The organism is Cedecea sp. Ae19-4, from assembly GCF_059801165.1.
In genome coordinates, this window is the sequence record NZ_JBCHWG010000002.1 from 56308 (window position 1) to 72487 (window position 16180).

The 16180-nt window shown below is 57.0% G+C and carries 16 protein-coding genes; 8 read left to right on the plus strand and 8 right to left on the minus strand.

Annotated features, from left to right (window positions below; all coding sequences use genetic code 11):
• Positions 1-286 precede the first annotated feature (286 nt).
• On the plus strand, positions 287-712 hold the full coding sequence (gene nudI / locus AAIE02_RS13125) for a nucleoside triphosphatase NudI (RefSeq protein ID WP_008458672.1): 426 nt from the start codon (positions 287-289) through the stop codon (positions 710-712).
• Positions 713-745: 33 nt separating this feature from the next.
• On the opposite strand, the gene AAIE02_RS13130 is transcribed toward nudI, so the two are convergent.
• The gene (locus AAIE02_RS13130) at positions 746-2383 is read right to left on the minus strand and encodes an STY4199 family HEPN domain-containing protein (RefSeq protein WP_498532723.1); all 1638 of its coding nucleotides are present in this window, start codon (positions 2381-2383) and stop codon (positions 746-748) included.
• Between the two features lie 183 nt (positions 2384-2566).
• On the minus strand, positions 2567-3976 hold the full coding sequence (locus AAIE02_RS13135) for an aminotransferase-like domain-containing protein (protein WP_336818999.1): 1410 nt from the start codon (positions 3974-3976) through the stop codon (positions 2567-2569).
• Between the two features lie 177 nt (positions 3977-4153).
• On the opposite strand from AAIE02_RS13135, the gene AAIE02_RS13140 reads away from it, so the two are divergent.
• From AAIE02_RS13140 to AAIE02_RS13150, 3 genes are all read left to right on the plus strand, one after another.
• Positions 4154-4327 carry a DUF1127 domain-containing protein gene (locus AAIE02_RS13140; protein ID WP_008458678.1) on the plus strand — a complete coding sequence of 58 codons (174 nt, stop codon included), beginning with the start codon at positions 4154-4156 and terminating at the stop codon, positions 4325-4327.
• 89 nt (positions 4328-4416) lie between these two features.
• A complete protein-coding gene (locus AAIE02_RS13145) occupies positions 4417-4746 on the plus strand; it encodes a DHCW motif cupin fold protein (protein ID WP_498532724.1) in 330 nt (109 codons plus the stop codon).
• Positions 4747-4750: 4 nt separating this feature from the next.
• Positions 4751-5278 (plus strand): GNAT family N-acetyltransferase, encoded by a 528-nt coding sequence (locus AAIE02_RS13150; protein ID WP_336818996.1) that lies wholly within the window; start codon positions 4751-4753, stop codon positions 5276-5278.
• Between the two features lie 43 nt (positions 5279-5321).
• Here AAIE02_RS13150 and AAIE02_RS13155 read toward each other — a convergent pair whose 3' ends face one another.
• The 6 genes from AAIE02_RS13155 to AAIE02_RS13180 all read right to left on the minus strand — a co-directional run bounded on the left by AAIE02_RS13155 (position 5322) and on the right by AAIE02_RS13180 (position 11123).
• The gene (locus AAIE02_RS13155; RefSeq protein WP_008458685.1) at positions 5322-5567 is read right to left on the minus strand and encodes a YdgH/BhsA/McbA family protein; all 246 of its coding nucleotides are present in this window, start codon (positions 5565-5567) and stop codon (positions 5322-5324) included.
• Between the two features lie 258 nt (positions 5568-5825).
• Complete coding sequence (locus AAIE02_RS13160) at positions 5826-6188, minus strand: YibL family ribosome-associated protein (RefSeq protein ID WP_008458687.1); 363 nt, start codon at positions 6186-6188, stop codon at positions 5826-5828.
• 71 nt (positions 6189-6259) lie between these two features.
• Positions 6260-6799, minus strand: coding sequence for a mannitol operon repressor MtlR (gene mtlR / locus AAIE02_RS13165; protein WP_008458691.1), 540 nt, complete (start codon positions 6797-6799; stop codon positions 6260-6262).
• A 45-nt stretch (positions 6800-6844) separates the two neighbouring features.
• The gene (gene mtlD / locus AAIE02_RS13170) at positions 6845-7993 is read right to left on the minus strand and encodes a mannitol-1-phosphate 5-dehydrogenase (protein WP_336983166.1); all 1149 of its coding nucleotides are present in this window, start codon (positions 7991-7993) and stop codon (positions 6845-6847) included.
• A gap of 144 nt (positions 7994-8137) precedes the next feature.
• On the minus strand, positions 8138-10057 hold the full coding sequence (locus AAIE02_RS13175) for a PTS mannitol transporter subunit IICBA (protein WP_008458694.1): 1920 nt from the start codon (positions 10055-10057) through the stop codon (positions 8138-8140).
• A 466-nt stretch (positions 10058-10523) separates the two neighbouring features.
• Complete coding sequence (locus AAIE02_RS13180; protein WP_498532725.1) at positions 10524-11123, minus strand: NAD(P)H oxidoreductase; 600 nt, start codon at positions 11121-11123, stop codon at positions 10524-10526.
• A gap of 100 nt (positions 11124-11223) precedes the next feature.
• Between AAIE02_RS13180 and AAIE02_RS13185 the strand changes: the two genes are divergently transcribed.
• The 4 genes from AAIE02_RS13185 to selB all read left to right on the plus strand — a co-directional run bounded on the left by AAIE02_RS13185 (position 11224) and on the right by selB (position 16078).
• Entirely contained in the window at positions 11224-12114 is an 891-nt protein-coding gene (locus AAIE02_RS13185) for a LysR family transcriptional regulator (RefSeq protein WP_336983170.1), read from the plus strand.
• 65 nt (positions 12115-12179) lie between these two features.
• Positions 12180-12788 carry a glutathione S-transferase gene (locus AAIE02_RS13190; protein ID WP_166994769.1) on the plus strand — a complete coding sequence of 203 codons (609 nt, stop codon included), beginning with the start codon at positions 12180-12182 and terminating at the stop codon, positions 12786-12788.
• A gap of 69 nt (positions 12789-12857) precedes the next feature.
• Positions 12858-14246 carry an L-seryl-tRNA(Sec) selenium transferase gene (gene selA, locus AAIE02_RS13195; protein WP_498532726.1) on the plus strand — a complete coding sequence of 463 codons (1389 nt, stop codon included), beginning with the start codon at positions 12858-12860 and terminating at the stop codon, positions 14244-14246.
• Entirely contained in the window at positions 14243-16078 is a 1836-nt protein-coding gene (selB, locus tag AAIE02_RS13200; protein ID WP_498532727.1) for a selenocysteine-specific translation elongation factor, read from the plus strand. Before selA ends, selB begins: the two co-directional genes overlap by 4 nt.
• Positions 16079-16180 lie beyond the last annotated feature (102 nt).

Below are 16180 nucleotides of genomic sequence, written 5' to 3' on the forward strand. Positions count from 1 at the left end.
GGCTCATCTTGAGCGTCGCTTATCATAAGCGGCATATATATACGGCGCGTAATATTTTTTATTTTTATAGTAAGAACTTAGACCTCAGTCATTATTTTCACTCACAACATAAAACAAAATTACTTTATTTATCTTTATGCATTCATCTAATTAATATATTGAATGAAATTATTATAAAAATATTATTGTATTAACGGATAAAATTCTCCCCCAGGTGTCTGTCACGGCACAGACCCTCTTTCGTATCTGTGCTATAACTCAGCGACTTATTTTCAGGGAGATGACCATGCGACAAAGAGTGATTGCCTGCCCGATAATCCAGAATCAGGGCCAATATTTGCTGTGCAAAATGCCACAAGATCGCGGGGTGTTTCCCGGCCAGTGGGCGCTCTCCGGTGGCGGCATTGAGCCGGGTGAAACCATGGCAGAAGGGCTACGGCGTGAGATCCGGGAAGAGCTGGGGGAAGCGCTGATTATCTCGCACATTGAGCCGTGGACCTTCCGCGATGACGTGCGGGTGAAAACCTACACCGACGGCAGCCAGGAGCAGGTGTACATGATTTATCTGATGTTCGACTGCATTAGCGAAAACCGCGAGATAACCCTTAACGAAGAGTTTGAGCAGTACGCGTGGGTCAGCCCGCAGGATCTGGCGAGCTACGATCTGAATGAAGCCACCGCCGCGACGTTCCGTGATAAAGGGCTGCTGTAATGCATTGGGCAGCCCGAAGGCTGCCCGGCACGGCTAGCGCATCGCGTTGTATATCGCCTGCTGAATTTTGACGGTCTGCTCATCCACCGGCTCTGGCTCCAGCCCCTGGGCGGTCGCATCTTCGTAGCGCTGCTTCTGCGCCGCCAGGCGTAGCTGAGCGCGCTCTACTTCCTCTTTCTGGCGCTGTACCGCCGGGGCTGAACTGCAGAAGCTGGCGAGGAATTGCTTTCTCAGCGAAGTCAGCTTTTGCCCTTTCTTCATGCCTAGCTCGGTGGAGCCAATCAGCCTGCGGCAGGGCCGGGTTTCGTCCATTTGCGGGCGGTATTGCAGCAAAATGGTCAGCACATCGCGGTCATCCGCCGCCAGCGCCTGCTCGGCAAAATAGACTTTCCAGTTCATCCCGCCCTGCATAAACAGGCGCACAATACGCGCGTCATTACGGTTAATCGCCGCCCGCAGGTTATTTTCGTCCCAGGTGATGCCCATATTGGCAAGCATATCCCGCGGGCTGTTGGATTCCGGCCGCTCTTTCTGCTGCACCGGCGTACTCACTATTGGCGGAGCCGCCGTCACCTCAGGTTTTGAGGTGGCATCACTTAACAGATAAAGACCAATCACCGCCACTGCCACCACCACAATCCCTACCGATGCCCACAGCGCGGTGGAGATCATGTCGGTAGTATCATGCTGTTTTTTGGCCGTGCGCGGGTCATAACGCTCGATGGATTCTCTGATCTCTGCCGGATCGCCGCCCTGGGCCGCATGATTTTTACGCGCCTGGTCAAGGTAGCTTTGCAGTGCCACATCATCCGCGTCCAGCAGCGAGGAGGGATTCACTTTAGTGCGGCCTTCGCTAAAGGCTTTTTGTACCGGGCCGCTGATTTCACCGAAATAGCTATCCAGCAAAGCCACCTGCACGCTCGTCAGCGGCTGCTTGTGCATCAGGTCGTTGCGGATTTGACGGGTGCCATCGAGGAAGATTTGCAGGGTTTTACGTTGGTCGATAAGAAAGCCCAGCTGAGGCGAGTTTTGGTAAACTTTGGCGTAGTGATGGGCAAACTCTTTCTTATCCACCAGCATCAGCGCCAGCTCGCTGAACTTCATGCCGCTCAGCACATCGCCCCGCTCGCCTCGCTTCAGCCAGCGGCGAACTTTGTCAGCCCCAAACTGGCTTTTTAGCTGATTAACCAGCTCCGCCTGGTTTTCCCACGCCTGATTGACCAGCCCTTTCAGCATCAGTTCAATGGCGCGCATCTGCTGCTGGGCGCCTTTCTGTAGCCCGTCAACGTCGGAGGAAAGCTCGGTGGAGTAGCCCAGCAAGGGCTGTTTGAAGCGCACATGTTCCAGATAGCTGGTGAAGCGCAAGGCGGCGAGGAGCTGGTTCTGGCTAACTTCCTGCCCGCTTTCATACTGCGGCACCAGCTGCTGCAAATGGCGCAGCAACAGCGTGAATTGTGAAATTTCGGAGTCGTTAAGATTCAGCCGTTTCGCCACCGCCCCCCAACTGCCCAGCGCCATACGGGCCTGCTCCAGCTGCTGGAAAAACCACTGCGGATCTTTGCCTTCGGCGGCACGAATATTCAATAGCGGCAGGATCTGAAGTGAAGCCTGCCGAATAATCCCCAGACACGTCTCAAAGTGCTCCCGCATCTGCAATGTTGCGCTGCTCATGATAGTCCTTTGTCGATGTCCGGCCTTACGTTGCCGAACGCAGAAAAAACGGCTTTTTTCCGCCCCAGGCGGCTATTTTTTTATGGTTATTAATGCCAAGGCCACACTTCGCCATTACAGCCGAGTGTAAAGCAGCCCGCCGGGAATCAATGGCGATAAAAAGAGCGATTTAGCCGGGCATTTTCAAATCTCACATTCGACGATTTCGCCCAATCTTTTCAGGGCCGCCTCGGTAACGGCGTTGAACGGCAAAGAATAGTTCAACCGCAGGCATTGGCGATATTTTCCAGAGGCTGAAAACAGCGAGCCGCTCGCAATATGGATTTTTGCCTCTTTCAATGCGCTGCCCAGCCGCACCGCATCGACTTCTTCCGGGAGTTCAATCCACATCAAAAAGCCCCCCTGAGGCCGGCTGACGCAAATCCCGCAGGGGAAATATTGCCGCACGCGGCAGGTAAACACCTCCAGATTGCGCTGGTAGTGCTGGCGCATACGCCGGATATGGCGGTGGTAATGCCCGTTGCGAATAAAGGCCGCTACCGCCTGCTGGGTGAAGGTCGCGCTGCTGCCGGTGCCGATATACTTGGTGTGCAGCGTGCGGTCGAGGTAACGTCCCGGCACAATCCAGCCCACGCGCAGCCCCGGTGCCAGCGTTTTTGAAAACGAACTGCACAGCAGGACGCGGCCATCCACATCCAGGGATTTGATCGTCATAGGGCGCGGGTATTCATAGGCCAACTCACCGTAGACATCATCCTCGATGATGGCGATATCAAAGCGCCGGGCAAGGTTCATCACCGCTTTTTTACGCGCCTCCGGCATGATGAAGCCAAGAGGATTATTGCAATTGGCTACCAGAATCACGGCTTTGATGGGCCACTGCTCCAGCGCCAGCTCGAGTGCTTCCAGGCTAATGCCGGTGACAGAATCAGTAGGAATTTCAACTACTTTAACACCGTAACCGCGCAGCATCTGCATGGTGCCGTGGAATGACGGCGACTCAACCGCCACTATGTCCCCCGGCTCACACACCGCGCGAATCGCAATCGACAGTGCTTCATGGCAGCCGTTGGTCACCACGATCTCATCGGCATTCACCATGCAGTTGCTGTCCAGCATCAGGCGGGCAATTTGCTCGCGCAGGGCTTTCACGCCGAACATACCGTCGTAGCCCAGCAGCTCAGGCTCCTGGTACTGCGCGAGCCGCCCCATTTCTCGCCACAGCGGTTTCATCGTCGACTGGGTGAGATCCGGCGATCCGCTGCCGAAGGCGATCACTTCGCAATCCTGCCGGGAGTTCACCAATTCCAGCACCGCATCCCACTGCGTCACTTCCACCGGGCGCTGTACGGGACGCGTTAAGCGCGGCACAGGCGGCACGGCTTTGCGCGGCGAAACAAAGTAGCCGGAACGTGGCTGAGGGGAAATCAGCTGCTGGTCTTCCAGGACGTGATACGCCTGTTGCACGGTACTGATACTGACGCCGTGTTCACTGCTCAGGCTCCGCACCGAAGGCAAGCGCTCCCCGCTTTGATAAAGCCCCTGCTCAATGCGCTCAGCCAGCAGCGTGGCGAGATGTTGGTAACGCGTCATGCTGTATCCTCACCGGAAGCCATACAGAAGGAAAAACCGATACAGAATGGCGCAAAAAATGCCATTCAGCTCATGTTTTAGCCCTTCTGTATGTTAAAGAAAAGTAATTTTTGAATCTGTCTGCTTTTGCCCGCTGGCCCCATGATTACCCCCAGGCAAACCGCGAGGAGTCACAGCATGGGCTTTGAAGAGAACCACCATCGCAGACCGTTTTATGGCCTGGTAATGCTTTACCAGTATTTTCGCCGCAGCCGCCAGCGCCGCCAGACTTTACGGGCGTTACGCGAACTTAGTCCGGAACAACTCAGGGATATGGGGCTGACGAGGGATGATTTATCCCGCTGGGAATAACGCTTAAGCGGTGCCACACGCTGGCACCGTTTTTTATTTACTGCTATCAAAAGGAGGACCAGACAACAACAACAATACTCAGGAGCCGCATGAACATCACCGACTTGCCTTTTACTACCACCGACTGGGCCACCCTAATCCCCACCGAACACCTAGGCATTACCGGCAAAGCGCTTTGGCGCACGCAGCAGTTTGGGCCCATCCGCGTGCGCATGGTGGAATACACCGCCGGCTATCTGGCCGATCACTGGTGCCAAAAAGGGCACGTTTTGCTGTGCCTGAAGGGCGAGCTGCAAACTGAGCTGGAAGATGGCCGCCAGTTTACGTTAACCCCGGGTATGAGTTACCAGGTGGCCGACGGCGCGGAGCCTCACCGTTCCTCAACGGCATCAGGTGCCGTCCTGTTTATTGTGGATTAACGCCATGCCGACGCTTTTGACGCCACGCCTGGCACTCAGCCAAATCACCGAAGCCGACTGGCCACTTTTCCGCTACCTGCAGCAGCAGCCGGACGTCATGCGCTACGTGGCCGATAACCGGCCGGAGACAGAGATCCGCCAGGCTTTTGACGCCCGTCTTCCCAACTGGCAGCCGGGCAGCCGCCACTGGCTCTGTATGGTGATGCGTCACCGCAAAACCGGCGTGCCGATTGGCGTCACCGGCTTCATTCTGCGTGAGGACGATATCGCGGAAGTCGGGTTTTTACTCGACCCGTCGTTTCACGGTCAGGGCTACGGGTATGAATCGCTGTACGAGGTGTGCGCCTTTGCATTTGCGGAGGTCGGCATCCGCAAGCTTGTGGCCACGGTCACCGCCGGAAATTTTCCGTCGAAGAAAGTGCTGGAGAAAGTCGGGTTTCAGCCGGAAGGAACGCTGCGGGAGAACTACTGGCTGAACGAACGCTGGCAGGATGACTGGATTTTTGGCCTGCTGGCCCGGGAGTTCAGATAAAACACGGGCCGCACAAGGCGGCCCATACTGCGTGATTCAAGACTTAGTTGTAGATTTCAGCCACGCCGTACATTTTGTTATCACCACCGGCGGAAACAATGCGGATAGACTTCGCGCCTGCCTGCTCGGCTTTCTGCTGCAGCTGGTGTTGCAGGCTGTCGAGGTTAGACGCGCCGCTGACCGATACGGTGCCCATTTTCTGGCTGACAGCTGGCTGAGTTTCCGCAGCGAAGCCGGAGAAGGAAGCAGCGAGAGTCATAACTACGGCAAAATATTTGATGCTTTTCATGATGGTTACCTTTGCATTTTGTTTAGTTGGAAGGCTGACTGCCTTCGATGAGATAAGAATAGCGCCGCCGTGCTTTGTTTGTTAGCGGAACAATTCGCTTATCTACTTCAAAAAAACTGAACACAAAGTCATCATGAAAAAGCGACAGAAAATGAGGGCAAACCCCGCACCCGGCGCTTAACAACAAGGCCGGATGAGGATTTAATCGGAAAACGATGACGGGTTTTATCGGCTTATTTCACCGAAAAGAGAACGCGGTCAGAATTCCGTGCGGGAGAAACCGGTCATCTCGGTCAGTTCCATCTCGCGACCCAGAGCGGTCATCGGATGGACAATTACCAGGCCACGCACGCTTTTCTTGAGCTTGCCCATATCGGCCTGCTCTTTTTTGGTAATCGCACGCTTGTACGGCAGCGCTACCAGCTTCTGCGCTTCTTTGCTCAGCTTCTGGTTACGCACCGCCTGCAGGCGAGCGATTTCGATTTCCAGCTTCTGCCGCTCTTTTTCCAGCTCGGCATATTTTTCCGCTTCGTTGATCAGGTGCAGGCCTGGCATTTCGTGGCGGATAGCGTCCAGACGGTCGCTGAGGCGTTTAATTTCTGCTTTTTCGATTTCTTTCATTTTGACTTACCGTGAATAAAGATGGCTTGCTGGCAAGGATACACGATCCTGAGGGACAGGGCGAAAAGCGGCTATTTCTGGAAGGCTTTTTTTAAGCTGATCCGGGAGATCAGCTCGGTCAGGGAAAGGACCATTGTGGAGCGAACGATTTGCATATAGCGCTGACGCTGCATTGCCAGCAGTTCAGGATCGCTGCCATCAACGAAGGTCGGCGTCGGCGGCAGCGCCGTCACGCAGTGCAGCTCGCCAAACGGGCCTAGCATTTCGTCATCGGTGAAGCTGTACTCGTTGCCGTCGTGGTTCAGTTCTTCCCGGAGCGCCATGAGCAGCTCGCAGTCTTCGTACTCGGCGCGGTTCAACACGCCCAGCCCGTAGATAAGCTTCAGGCGTACCGACAGGTCGCCCAGCGGGCCGTCGCCGTCCAGCAATGGCTCAACCGCATATTTCACCGCGTAGTCGTCCTTGCGGAACACCTGCAGCACCAGGATATTTACCGCTTCGGTTAACAGCTCGACGGCAGCAATCAGCAGGCTTCTTACGGTTTTGCCGGCATTCAGTCGCTCAAGCACGCGGTTTTCAAAGGCCTGGGTTTCTTCCATTTTTGCCTGCATCACTAAACATGTTTCAGGCGCGGTATCCACCGCGCCTGCATAGGGTTACGCTATGGCGTTATACGCCTTCACCGCCTCAGTCACGGCTTCGCTGTTTACATCCAGACCGGACACTTCCGCCAGCGCCGCCTGCGGGCCTTTATCTGCCAGAAGCTGCTTCAGCTCCTGCGCCTGCGGGTCCTGCTCGCTGTGGTAGTGCATTGCCGCCGCAATCCCTTTGATCAGGTTAGCGTGAGGCAAACCGTACTCAATCGTCCCCAGCAGCGGCTTAACCAGGCGGTCACCCGCGCTGAGTTTACGCAGCGGCTGGCGGCCAACGCGTTCCACGTCATCCTTCAGATACGGGTTTTCGAAACGACCGAGGATTTTCTTGATGTACGCGGCATGTTTGTCGGCTTCAAAGCCGTAGCGCTTAATCAGCACCGCACCGCTCTCTTCCATCGCCCCTTTCACTACGGCGCGCACTTTCTCATCAAGAATGGCATCGCGGATAGTCTGGTGCCCGGCCAGCTGACCGAGGTACGCGGTTATAGCATGCCCGGTATTCAGCGTGAAGAGCTTGCGCTCGACAAACGCCATAAGATTATCAGTAAGTTCCATGCCAGGAATGTTCGGCAGGTCACCTTTAAACTGGGTTTTATCGACAATCCACTCGCTAAAGGTCTCCACGGTCACTTCCAGCGGATCGTGAGTGGCGGATTCAGACGGCGGAACGATGCGGTCAACTGCAGAATCGACAAAGCCAACGTGCTGCTCTACCCACGCCCACGCGTCAGCAGACAGCGCTTTCTTGACGTGCTCTTTCAGCTGGCTGGTGCCACGCACCATGTTTTCACAGGCGATGATGTTCAGCGGCGTTTCGTTGCCGTTCGCACGGCGCAGTTCCAGGCCTTTGGCAAGCGTTGGTGCGATGCGCTCCAGCACAACCGGGCCGACGGCGGTGGTGATCAGATCAACCTGAGCGATAAGGGCCACAACGTCGTCGCCGATGCTGCTGACGGCATTCACGTTGGAGACGGTATCAATCTGCTGCTGCTCGCCGACTACGTGAACCTGGTAGCTGTGACGCGCGTTCAGGGCATCCAGAACCACCTGGTTTACGTCGGCAAAAGTCAGTTGCAGACCGGCGTCCGCCAGCAGTTTACCGATAAAGCCACGACCGATATTACCTGCACCAAAATGTAATGCTTTCATTGCGTTAACCTTCCTGATTATTTCACCCGTGAGGGCTGGGGTAAGGATACTGTATTCGAATCCCCTCACCCTAGCCCTCTCCCAAAAGGGGAGAGGGGGTAATGCTTTGCACCTGCTGCCCCTCAGGGGGTGAGGGGCAGGGTCTTATTTCTTACCGGCCAGCAAATCCAGCACTTCCTGGACGCTGGTGGTGTGCGCCAGGCGCTCAATCACCGACTCATCATCCAGCGCGTTGGTCAGGCTGGTGATGACCTGGATGTGTTCGTTATTGCGGGCTGCAATACCGATCACCAGGCGAGCCACGTCTTCCGGCTCTTCACCGAAGTGAACGCCTTCCGGGTACTGGCAGAACACCACGCCGGTTTTCAGCACGCGGTCTTTTGCTTCCACGGTGCCGTGAGGAACCGCGATACCTTCACCCAGGTAGGTCGGGGTCAGTTTCTCGCGCTCAAACATCGCGTCCACGTATTCCGGCTGCACGTAGCCGCCGTTCACCAGCTGTTCACCAGCGAAGCGAATCGCTTCTTCTTTGTTGCTGGCTTTCAGGCCGAGGAACACGTTACCCGCGCCCAGCTTGAACACCGCGTCTTCGCTGGAAACAAAGCTGTCTTCCAGGCTGTGCATGACTTTTTCTTCTTTCTGACTCAGATTCTGGGAAGCCACCAGACGCTCAACCAGGTTAGCGTACAGGCTGCTGTCGAGGAAGTTGGTCAGGGAGATATGCTGCGCCTGCGGCACCTGGCGCATCGCACGCTCGGTCAGGTCGCGGTGGGTAATCACCAGGTCAACGTCGTCCGGCAGGCTGTTGATCGCGCAGTTGGTCACGGAGATATTTTTCAGGCCAGCGTCGTTCACTTTCTTACGCAGCACGCCTGCGCCCATGGCGCTGGAGCCCATCCCTGCGTCGCAGGCAACGATGATTTTACGCACGTGGCTCAGGTCGTTAGACAGGCCAGCACCTACCGCCAGCGGCGCTGCGCCACCTTTGGATTCGGCTTTCATTTCCTGCATACGGCGAGCCGCAGCTTCGATGTCGTCTTCTTCTTTCACTTTGCTGGTTTTCAGCAGGATGGCGGAGACCACGAAGGAGACAACCATTGCCGCACAGATAGCCGCGATGTTAGCGAAGTACGCGCCTTTCGGCGTCATTGCCAGTACCGCCAGGATAGAACCCGGGGAAGCCGGAGACACCAGGCCGCCGTTCAGCACGGTCAGGGTGAACACGCCGGTCATACCGCCGAGGATAACGGCCAGGATCAGACGTGGGTTCATCAGCACGTACGGGAAGTAAATTTCGTGGATACCGCCCAGGAAGTGGATGATTGCCGCGCCGCCCGCAGACTGCTTAGCGTTACCGCGCCCAAAGAACATGTACGCCAGCAGAACACCCATACCCGGACCCGGGTTCGCTTCAATCAGGAAGAAGATGGATTTGCCCAGCTCGTGGGACTGCTGAATACCCAGCGGCGAGAAGATACCGTGGTTGATGGCGTTGTTCAGGAACAGGATTTTAGCTGGTTCTACAAAGATAGACGCCAGCGGCAGCATGTCGTGCACAACCATGAAGTTAACGCCTGCCGCCAGAACTTTGGACAGGACTTCAACCGCCGGGCCGATGCCGAGGAATGCCAGAATCGCCAGGATCATCCCGATGATACCGGCAGAGAAGTTGTTCACCAGCATTTCAAAGCCGGATTTGATTTTACCGTCGACCCATTTGTCGAAGTGCTTGATTGCCCAGCCGCCCAGAGGACCCGCAATCATTGCGCCGAGGAACATCGGCATATCTGCCCCGACGATAACGCCCATGGTAGTAATCGCACCCACCACGCCGCCGCGGTCACCGCCAATCAGGCGACCACCGGTAAAGCCGATCAGCAGCGGCAGCAGGTAAGTGATCATCGGGCCTACCAGCTTCGCCAGCGTTTCGTTTGGCAACCATCCGGTAGGAATAAATAAGGCCGTGATAATACCCCAGGCGATAAACGCCCCGATATTTGGCATAACCATATTGCTGAGGAAACGACCAAAGCTTTGCACTTTGATCTTGATATCGGATGACATACACATACCCCTTGTTGGTGTTCCGCGCTGAAAAGCAGCCCGAGGTTTATTGTTAACGTAGCGGCAGGGTCGCCGGCCTTATGCAGTAAAGTGACGCGAATCTGGCACTGAATCGTTAATCTGTCCAGCAACCGCCTAATTATGTGATTTAGATCACTAATACTCAGGGATCCACCTTCCACATTGAGTGATGAAGATCACATAATTGCAGTGTAAAAAAAGTACACCGTGGAATTTTTAACCCTGATTGACCTTTTAATGTGACTAAAATCACATTTTGTTATGACGTCTTTATTATTCATTTGTGATCTACTTCACAAAGTATTTTGGGGCAGATTAATCCTAATGTGATCCAGTTAAAATCTGGGCGTTGACAACAAACGGCGGGCAAGAAAGGGATGAAAGTAAATTACAGCGAAGCGGCTGGCAGAAAGCGCGACGTTGAATGCCGCGCTGGAATGAAAAGTTAGTTATCTAAGTCCGCGACAATGCCGCGCGCCTGAGCAAACAGCTGCTGGTAATGGGCGTCGCTGTCGCCAATCCCCTCTTCCACGCCGATGGTGTTATAGAGGAACTCAATTTTTGCATCTTCCACGCCCAGATACCCCATTGAGCCGTGAATATAATCGGCCATGTTTTTTTCCCAGCCATATTTCACAAACCCGGCCTGCGAGCCGCCGACCAGCGCCACCCAGCGGATTTTCTTATTGCCCAGCGTGCTGCCTGGCCCGTAGCCCAGGCCGAAGTTCCACACGCGATCCAGATAGCCTTTGAGCATGGCCGGGAAGCTGTACCACCACACCGGGAACACGATCACCACGGTGTCTTTATCTTCTAACTCGCCAAACAAGCGATGAACTTCCGGGGAATACTGTTTCTGCGGGTTGTTCCAGTCCGGCTCATCTTCCATGCCCAGCGCCGGGTTAAAGCCGCTGCGGTACAGATCCAGGGAGGAGACGTTAATGCCGCGTTCGGCCGCCTCGCCCTGAATTTCCTGCACCACCTGCGCGGTTAGCGACTCACTGCGCGGGTGCGCCCAAACAGTATACATATTCTCTGATTTCATGGAGTTATCTCAGCCAGTGGGGATGTACGTTCACTTTACGACCGCTGGATAATTCTGTAAAACGCAGTATTTGAGATGGGTTAATGAAGGATTTTCACTAATGGCGCTGAATTTTACCGACTTCGCAACCTTTATCGCCGTGGCGCGGCACAAAAGCTTTCGCGCCGCCGGGGACGAGCTGGGGCTGTCTCCTTCGGCGATCAGCCACGGCATCAAACAGCTCGAGCAGCGCCTGAAAATTCGGCTGTTCAACCGCACCACCCGCAGCGTCTCGCTGACCGAGGCTGGCAACAACCTCTACGAGCGCCTGCGCCCGGCCTGCGACGAGATTCATACTATTCTCGATGAGGTGAACTCGTTTCGGGACACGCCGATGGGCACCCTCAAAATCAACAGTTCGCGGCTGGCATCACGCCTTGTGCTGATGCCGCTGGTCGCCGGGTTTACCGCCCGCTATCCCGACATCAAAGTCGAAGTGACCACCGACGACAGGCTGGTGGACATCGTGAAGCAGGAGTACGACGCCGGGATACGGCTGAGCACCACGGTGGAAAAAGACATGATTGCCGTTCCCATCGGCCCAAAAGCGAGGATTTGCGTCGTCGCCACGCCGGAATACCTGGCGCAAAACCCTGCGCCAATGCACCCTCGCGAGCTGGTTAATCACTGCAGCGTCATCTTTCGTTTTCACAGCGGCCGCCCCTATTGCTGGGAGTTTTACGGGCCGGAGGGCAAGCTGGAAGTGACGCCGTGCGGCAACATCATCGTGGACGATCTCGACTCTGAGCTGGGAGCGGTGCTGTGCGGCGCAGGCATCGGCTATCTCTATCAGCAGCAGGTAGAAGAACACCTGGCAAGCGGCAGGTTGGTTTCAATGCTCGAAGACTGGCTGCCTGCGCTGCCGCCGTTCCAGTTCTATTACCCAAATCGGCAATACATGCCCAGCGCGCTGCGTGCCTTCGTTGATTACATAAAAGCGCAGCAGGCGTAGACTTTTTCACCAATGTTGGGTATCTGTTTCATACTTACCTCAAGTTGGCAAAAACGGATAATGTCATGAAACTGATCGGTAATTACACCAGCCCCTACGTGCGAAAGATCTCGGTCATCCTGCTTGAAAAAGGCCTCAGTTTTGAATTTATTAACGTCAACCCGTGGGTTGGCGACAGCCCGGCTCCGCAGTACAACCCGCTAGGCAAAGTCCCTACGCTTATCACCGATGAAGGCGAGCGCTGGTTTGATTCGCCGATCATCGCCCAATACCTTGAGCTGCTAAACATTGCGCCAGAGCTCATTCCGCACGACCCAAAAGCGGCGCTGAAAGTGCGCCAGCTTGAGGCGCTTTCCGACGGCATTCTGGACGCGGCGTTAACGTCGGTGCGTGAGAAACTGCGCCCGGCGGAACAGCAGTCTGAAGAAGTCCTGGTGCGTCAGCGCGAGAAGATTGGCCGCGCCCTCGACCTGCTGGAAGAATACGCCGCCGACGGCACCCTGGCCGCCGAGCCGCTCGATCTGGCCAGTATTTCCGCGGCCTGCGCAGTGGGCTATCTTAATTTCCGCCGCGTTTCACCGGGCTGGTGCGTGAACCGCCCTCACCTGGTCAAGCTGGTAGAACAGCTGTTCCAGCGCGAGAGTTTTGCCCGTACCGAACCGCCCGCGGCATGATCTGCGGCCAGGACAGGGGACGCTGTCCCCTGTAATATCGCCCACAAATTTCTTAATTCAGTCCTTGCCATGACGACAGCTCAAACACTTTTTAGCCATCTTCCAGCGACCGACCGCCTGCTGCGCGATGCCGCCTTTAGCGCCCTGCTTGCCGAGTTCGGTCATACCCGCGTGGTTGCCACGCTGAGAACGCTGCAAAACGAAGCGCGCGAGCACATCCGCTCGGCAAGCAAGCTGCCGGACTGGAGCGAGGACTGGGCGAAGAAAACGCGTAGCGTGCTCGAGGCCAGCCAGCGCAGCGCTCTCCAGCCCGTGTTCAACCTGACCGGTACCGTGCTGCACACCAATCTTGGCCGGGCATTACATGCTGAAGAAGCTATCGCGGCAGTGACGGAATCCATGCGCTCCGCCGTCACGCTGGAATATTCACTGGACGATGCCGGGCGCGGCCACCGGGATCGCGCCATCGCCGACCTGCTTTGTGAGCTGACCGGGGCGGAAGACGCCTGCATCGTCAATAACAATGCGGCGGCGGTTCTGTTGATGCTGGCGGCCTGCGCAGACGGCGGTGAAGTGGTAGTTTCTCGCGGCGAACTGGTGGAGATTGGCGGCGCGTTTCGCATCCCCGACGTCATGCGTCAGGCGGGCTGCGGGCTGGTTGAAGTCGGCACCACCAACCGCACGCACCTGAAAGATTACCGCGCGGCAGCGGGGGAAAATACCTCGCTGCTGATGAAGGTCCACACCAGCAATTACCACATTGAAGGCTTCACCAAAGTCGTTAGCGAGGCCGAGCTGGTTACGCTGGGCAACGAACTCGGCCTGCCGGTCGTCACCGATCTGGGCAGCGGCTCGCTGGTGGATTTAAGCCAGTGGGGCCTGCCGCCAGAGCCGATGCCGCAGCAGCTGATCGCCGATGGCGTGAGCCTGGTGAGCTTCTCCGGCGATAAACTGCTCGGTGGCCCGCAGGCCGGGATTATCGTCGGCAAAAAGGCGCTGATCGAGCGTATTCAGAGCCACCCCCTGAAGCGTGCGCTGCGGGCCGACAAAATGACGCTGGCGGCGCTGGAAGCCACACTGCGGCTGTACCAGCACCCGGAAACGCTGGTTGAACGCCTGCCAACCCTGCGCCTGCTGACCCGCAGCGCCGAAGATATCCACCGGCAGGCCAGCCGCCTGCTGCCCGCATTTGAAGAGCGCTTTGGCGAGCAGTTCGACGTGCGCGTTGAAGCGTGCCTGTCGCAAATCGGCAGCGGCTCTTTACCCGTTGATCGCCTGCCTGGTGCCGCTCTGACCTTCACGCCAAAAGACGGACGTGGCACAACGATCGCCTCGCTGACGCAAACTCTGCGCGAGCTGGAAAGGCCGGTGATTGGCCGCGTGGCCGAGGGCCGCCTGTGGCTGGATTTACGCTGCCTCGAAAACGAAGCGCTGCTGCTGGAGGGACTCGCCCAGTGATTATCGCCACCGCCGGGCACGTCGACCACGGCAAAACCACCCTGCTTCAGGCGCTGACCGGCGTGAACGCAGACCGCCTGCCGGAAGAGAAAAAACGCGGCATGACCATCGACCTCGGCTACGCCTACTGGCCGCAGCCGGATGGCCGGGTTATCGGCTTTATCGACGTGCCCGGGCATGAAAAGTTTCTGGCCAACATGCTGGCTGGCGTCGGCGGCATCGATCATGCCCTGCTGGTCATCGCCTGCGATGATGGCGTGATGGCGCAAACCCGCGAACATCTGGCGATTTTACAGCTGACCGGCAACCCGCAGATCACAGTCGCGCTGACTAAAGCCGACCGCGTGAGCGACAGCCGCATTGCGGAAGTCCGCGATGAAGTTACTGCATTACTGGGTGATACCCAGGCCGCAATCTTTGTGACCGCCGCCACCAGCGGGGAAGGCGTCGAGGCGCTACAGCAGCATCTCAAAGGGCTGGGCGAACGCCCTCATGCCACGGCACATCGCTTCCGCCTCGCCATCGACCGCGCCTTTACGGTCAGGGGCGCAGGGCTGGTTGTGACCGGCACGGCGCTGAGCGGCGAAGTCAATATCGGCGATTCACTCTGGCTGACGGGCGCAGAAAAACCGATGCGCGTGCGCGGCCTCCACGCTCAAAACCAGCCGGCAACCCGCGCGATGGCCGGGCAGCGTATTGCGCTGAACATCAGCGGTGACGCGGAAAAAACCGACATAAGCCGGGGCGACTGGCTGCTGAGCGACAAACCTCTGCAGCCGGTTGAGCGCGTCATCGTCGAGCTGCAAACGCTGCAGCCGCTCCAGCAATGGCAGCCGCTGCATATTCACCATTCTGCCCGCCACGTGACCGGGCGAGTTTCGCTGCTCGAAGGTAATCTGGCCGAGCTGGTGCTGGATGTCCCGCTGTGGCTGGCGGATAACGACCGCCTGGTGCTGCGCGATATCAGCGCGCGCATCACGCTCGCCGGAGCCCGTGCCGTGCTGCTTCATGCGCCACGCCGTGGTAAACGCCAGCCTGCCTTCCTGAGCTGGCTGGGTGAGCGGGCAGAAACCACCGATGACCAGCAAGCGCTGGGATCTCACCTGGCGCGAGGCGCCGTTTTGCTCAACGAATTTAGCTGGGCGCGTCAGTTAACAACGCAAGGGCTTCAGGCCTTACTTGCGAAGCCGGGATACTTGCAGGCGGGCAACGCGCTGTTAAGCCCGGACGTGGCCGCTCTCTGGCAGCAAAAACTGCTCGACGCGCTGGCTCGCTACCACCAGCAACACGACGATCAGCCGGGGCCGGGGCGAGAACGCCTGCGCCGCATGGCGTTGCCCGCAGAGGATGAAGGTCTGGTACTGTCGCTCATCGAAAAAATGCGCGGTGAAGGCCTAATAATGAGCTGCCAGGGCTGGCTGCATCTGCCGGGACATGAACCTGGGTTTTCCTCAGCACAGCAGGCCGTGTGGGATAAAGTCGACGCCCTGTTCGGCGACGAGCCGTGGTGGGTCCGTGACCTGGCCAAAGAAACCGGTGAAGAAGAGCAGGTCATGCGCCAGCTGCTAAGATCCGCCGCTCAGCAAGGGCTGGTCACCGCGATTCTGAAAGATCGTTATTATCGGAACGATCGCCTGCAGGCGTTTGCCGATCTGATCCGCGAGCTGGATCAAACCCACGGCGCGACCAACGCCGCCGACTTCCGCGACAGGTTGGGCGTGGGCCGCAAACTGGCGATTCAGATTCTGGAGTATTTCGACAAAATTGGCTTCACCCGGCGGCGCGGCAACGACCATCTGCTGCGCGATAAGGCGCTATTTTTACCGGCGTAATATTCCATTCTGCGGGAAGAGGTCTGCCCTCTTCCCCAGGGAATCCGTGAAGCATGTCGTAAAGCCGACGCGAAATGGCGAAGAAACAGACAGCCCGAACTA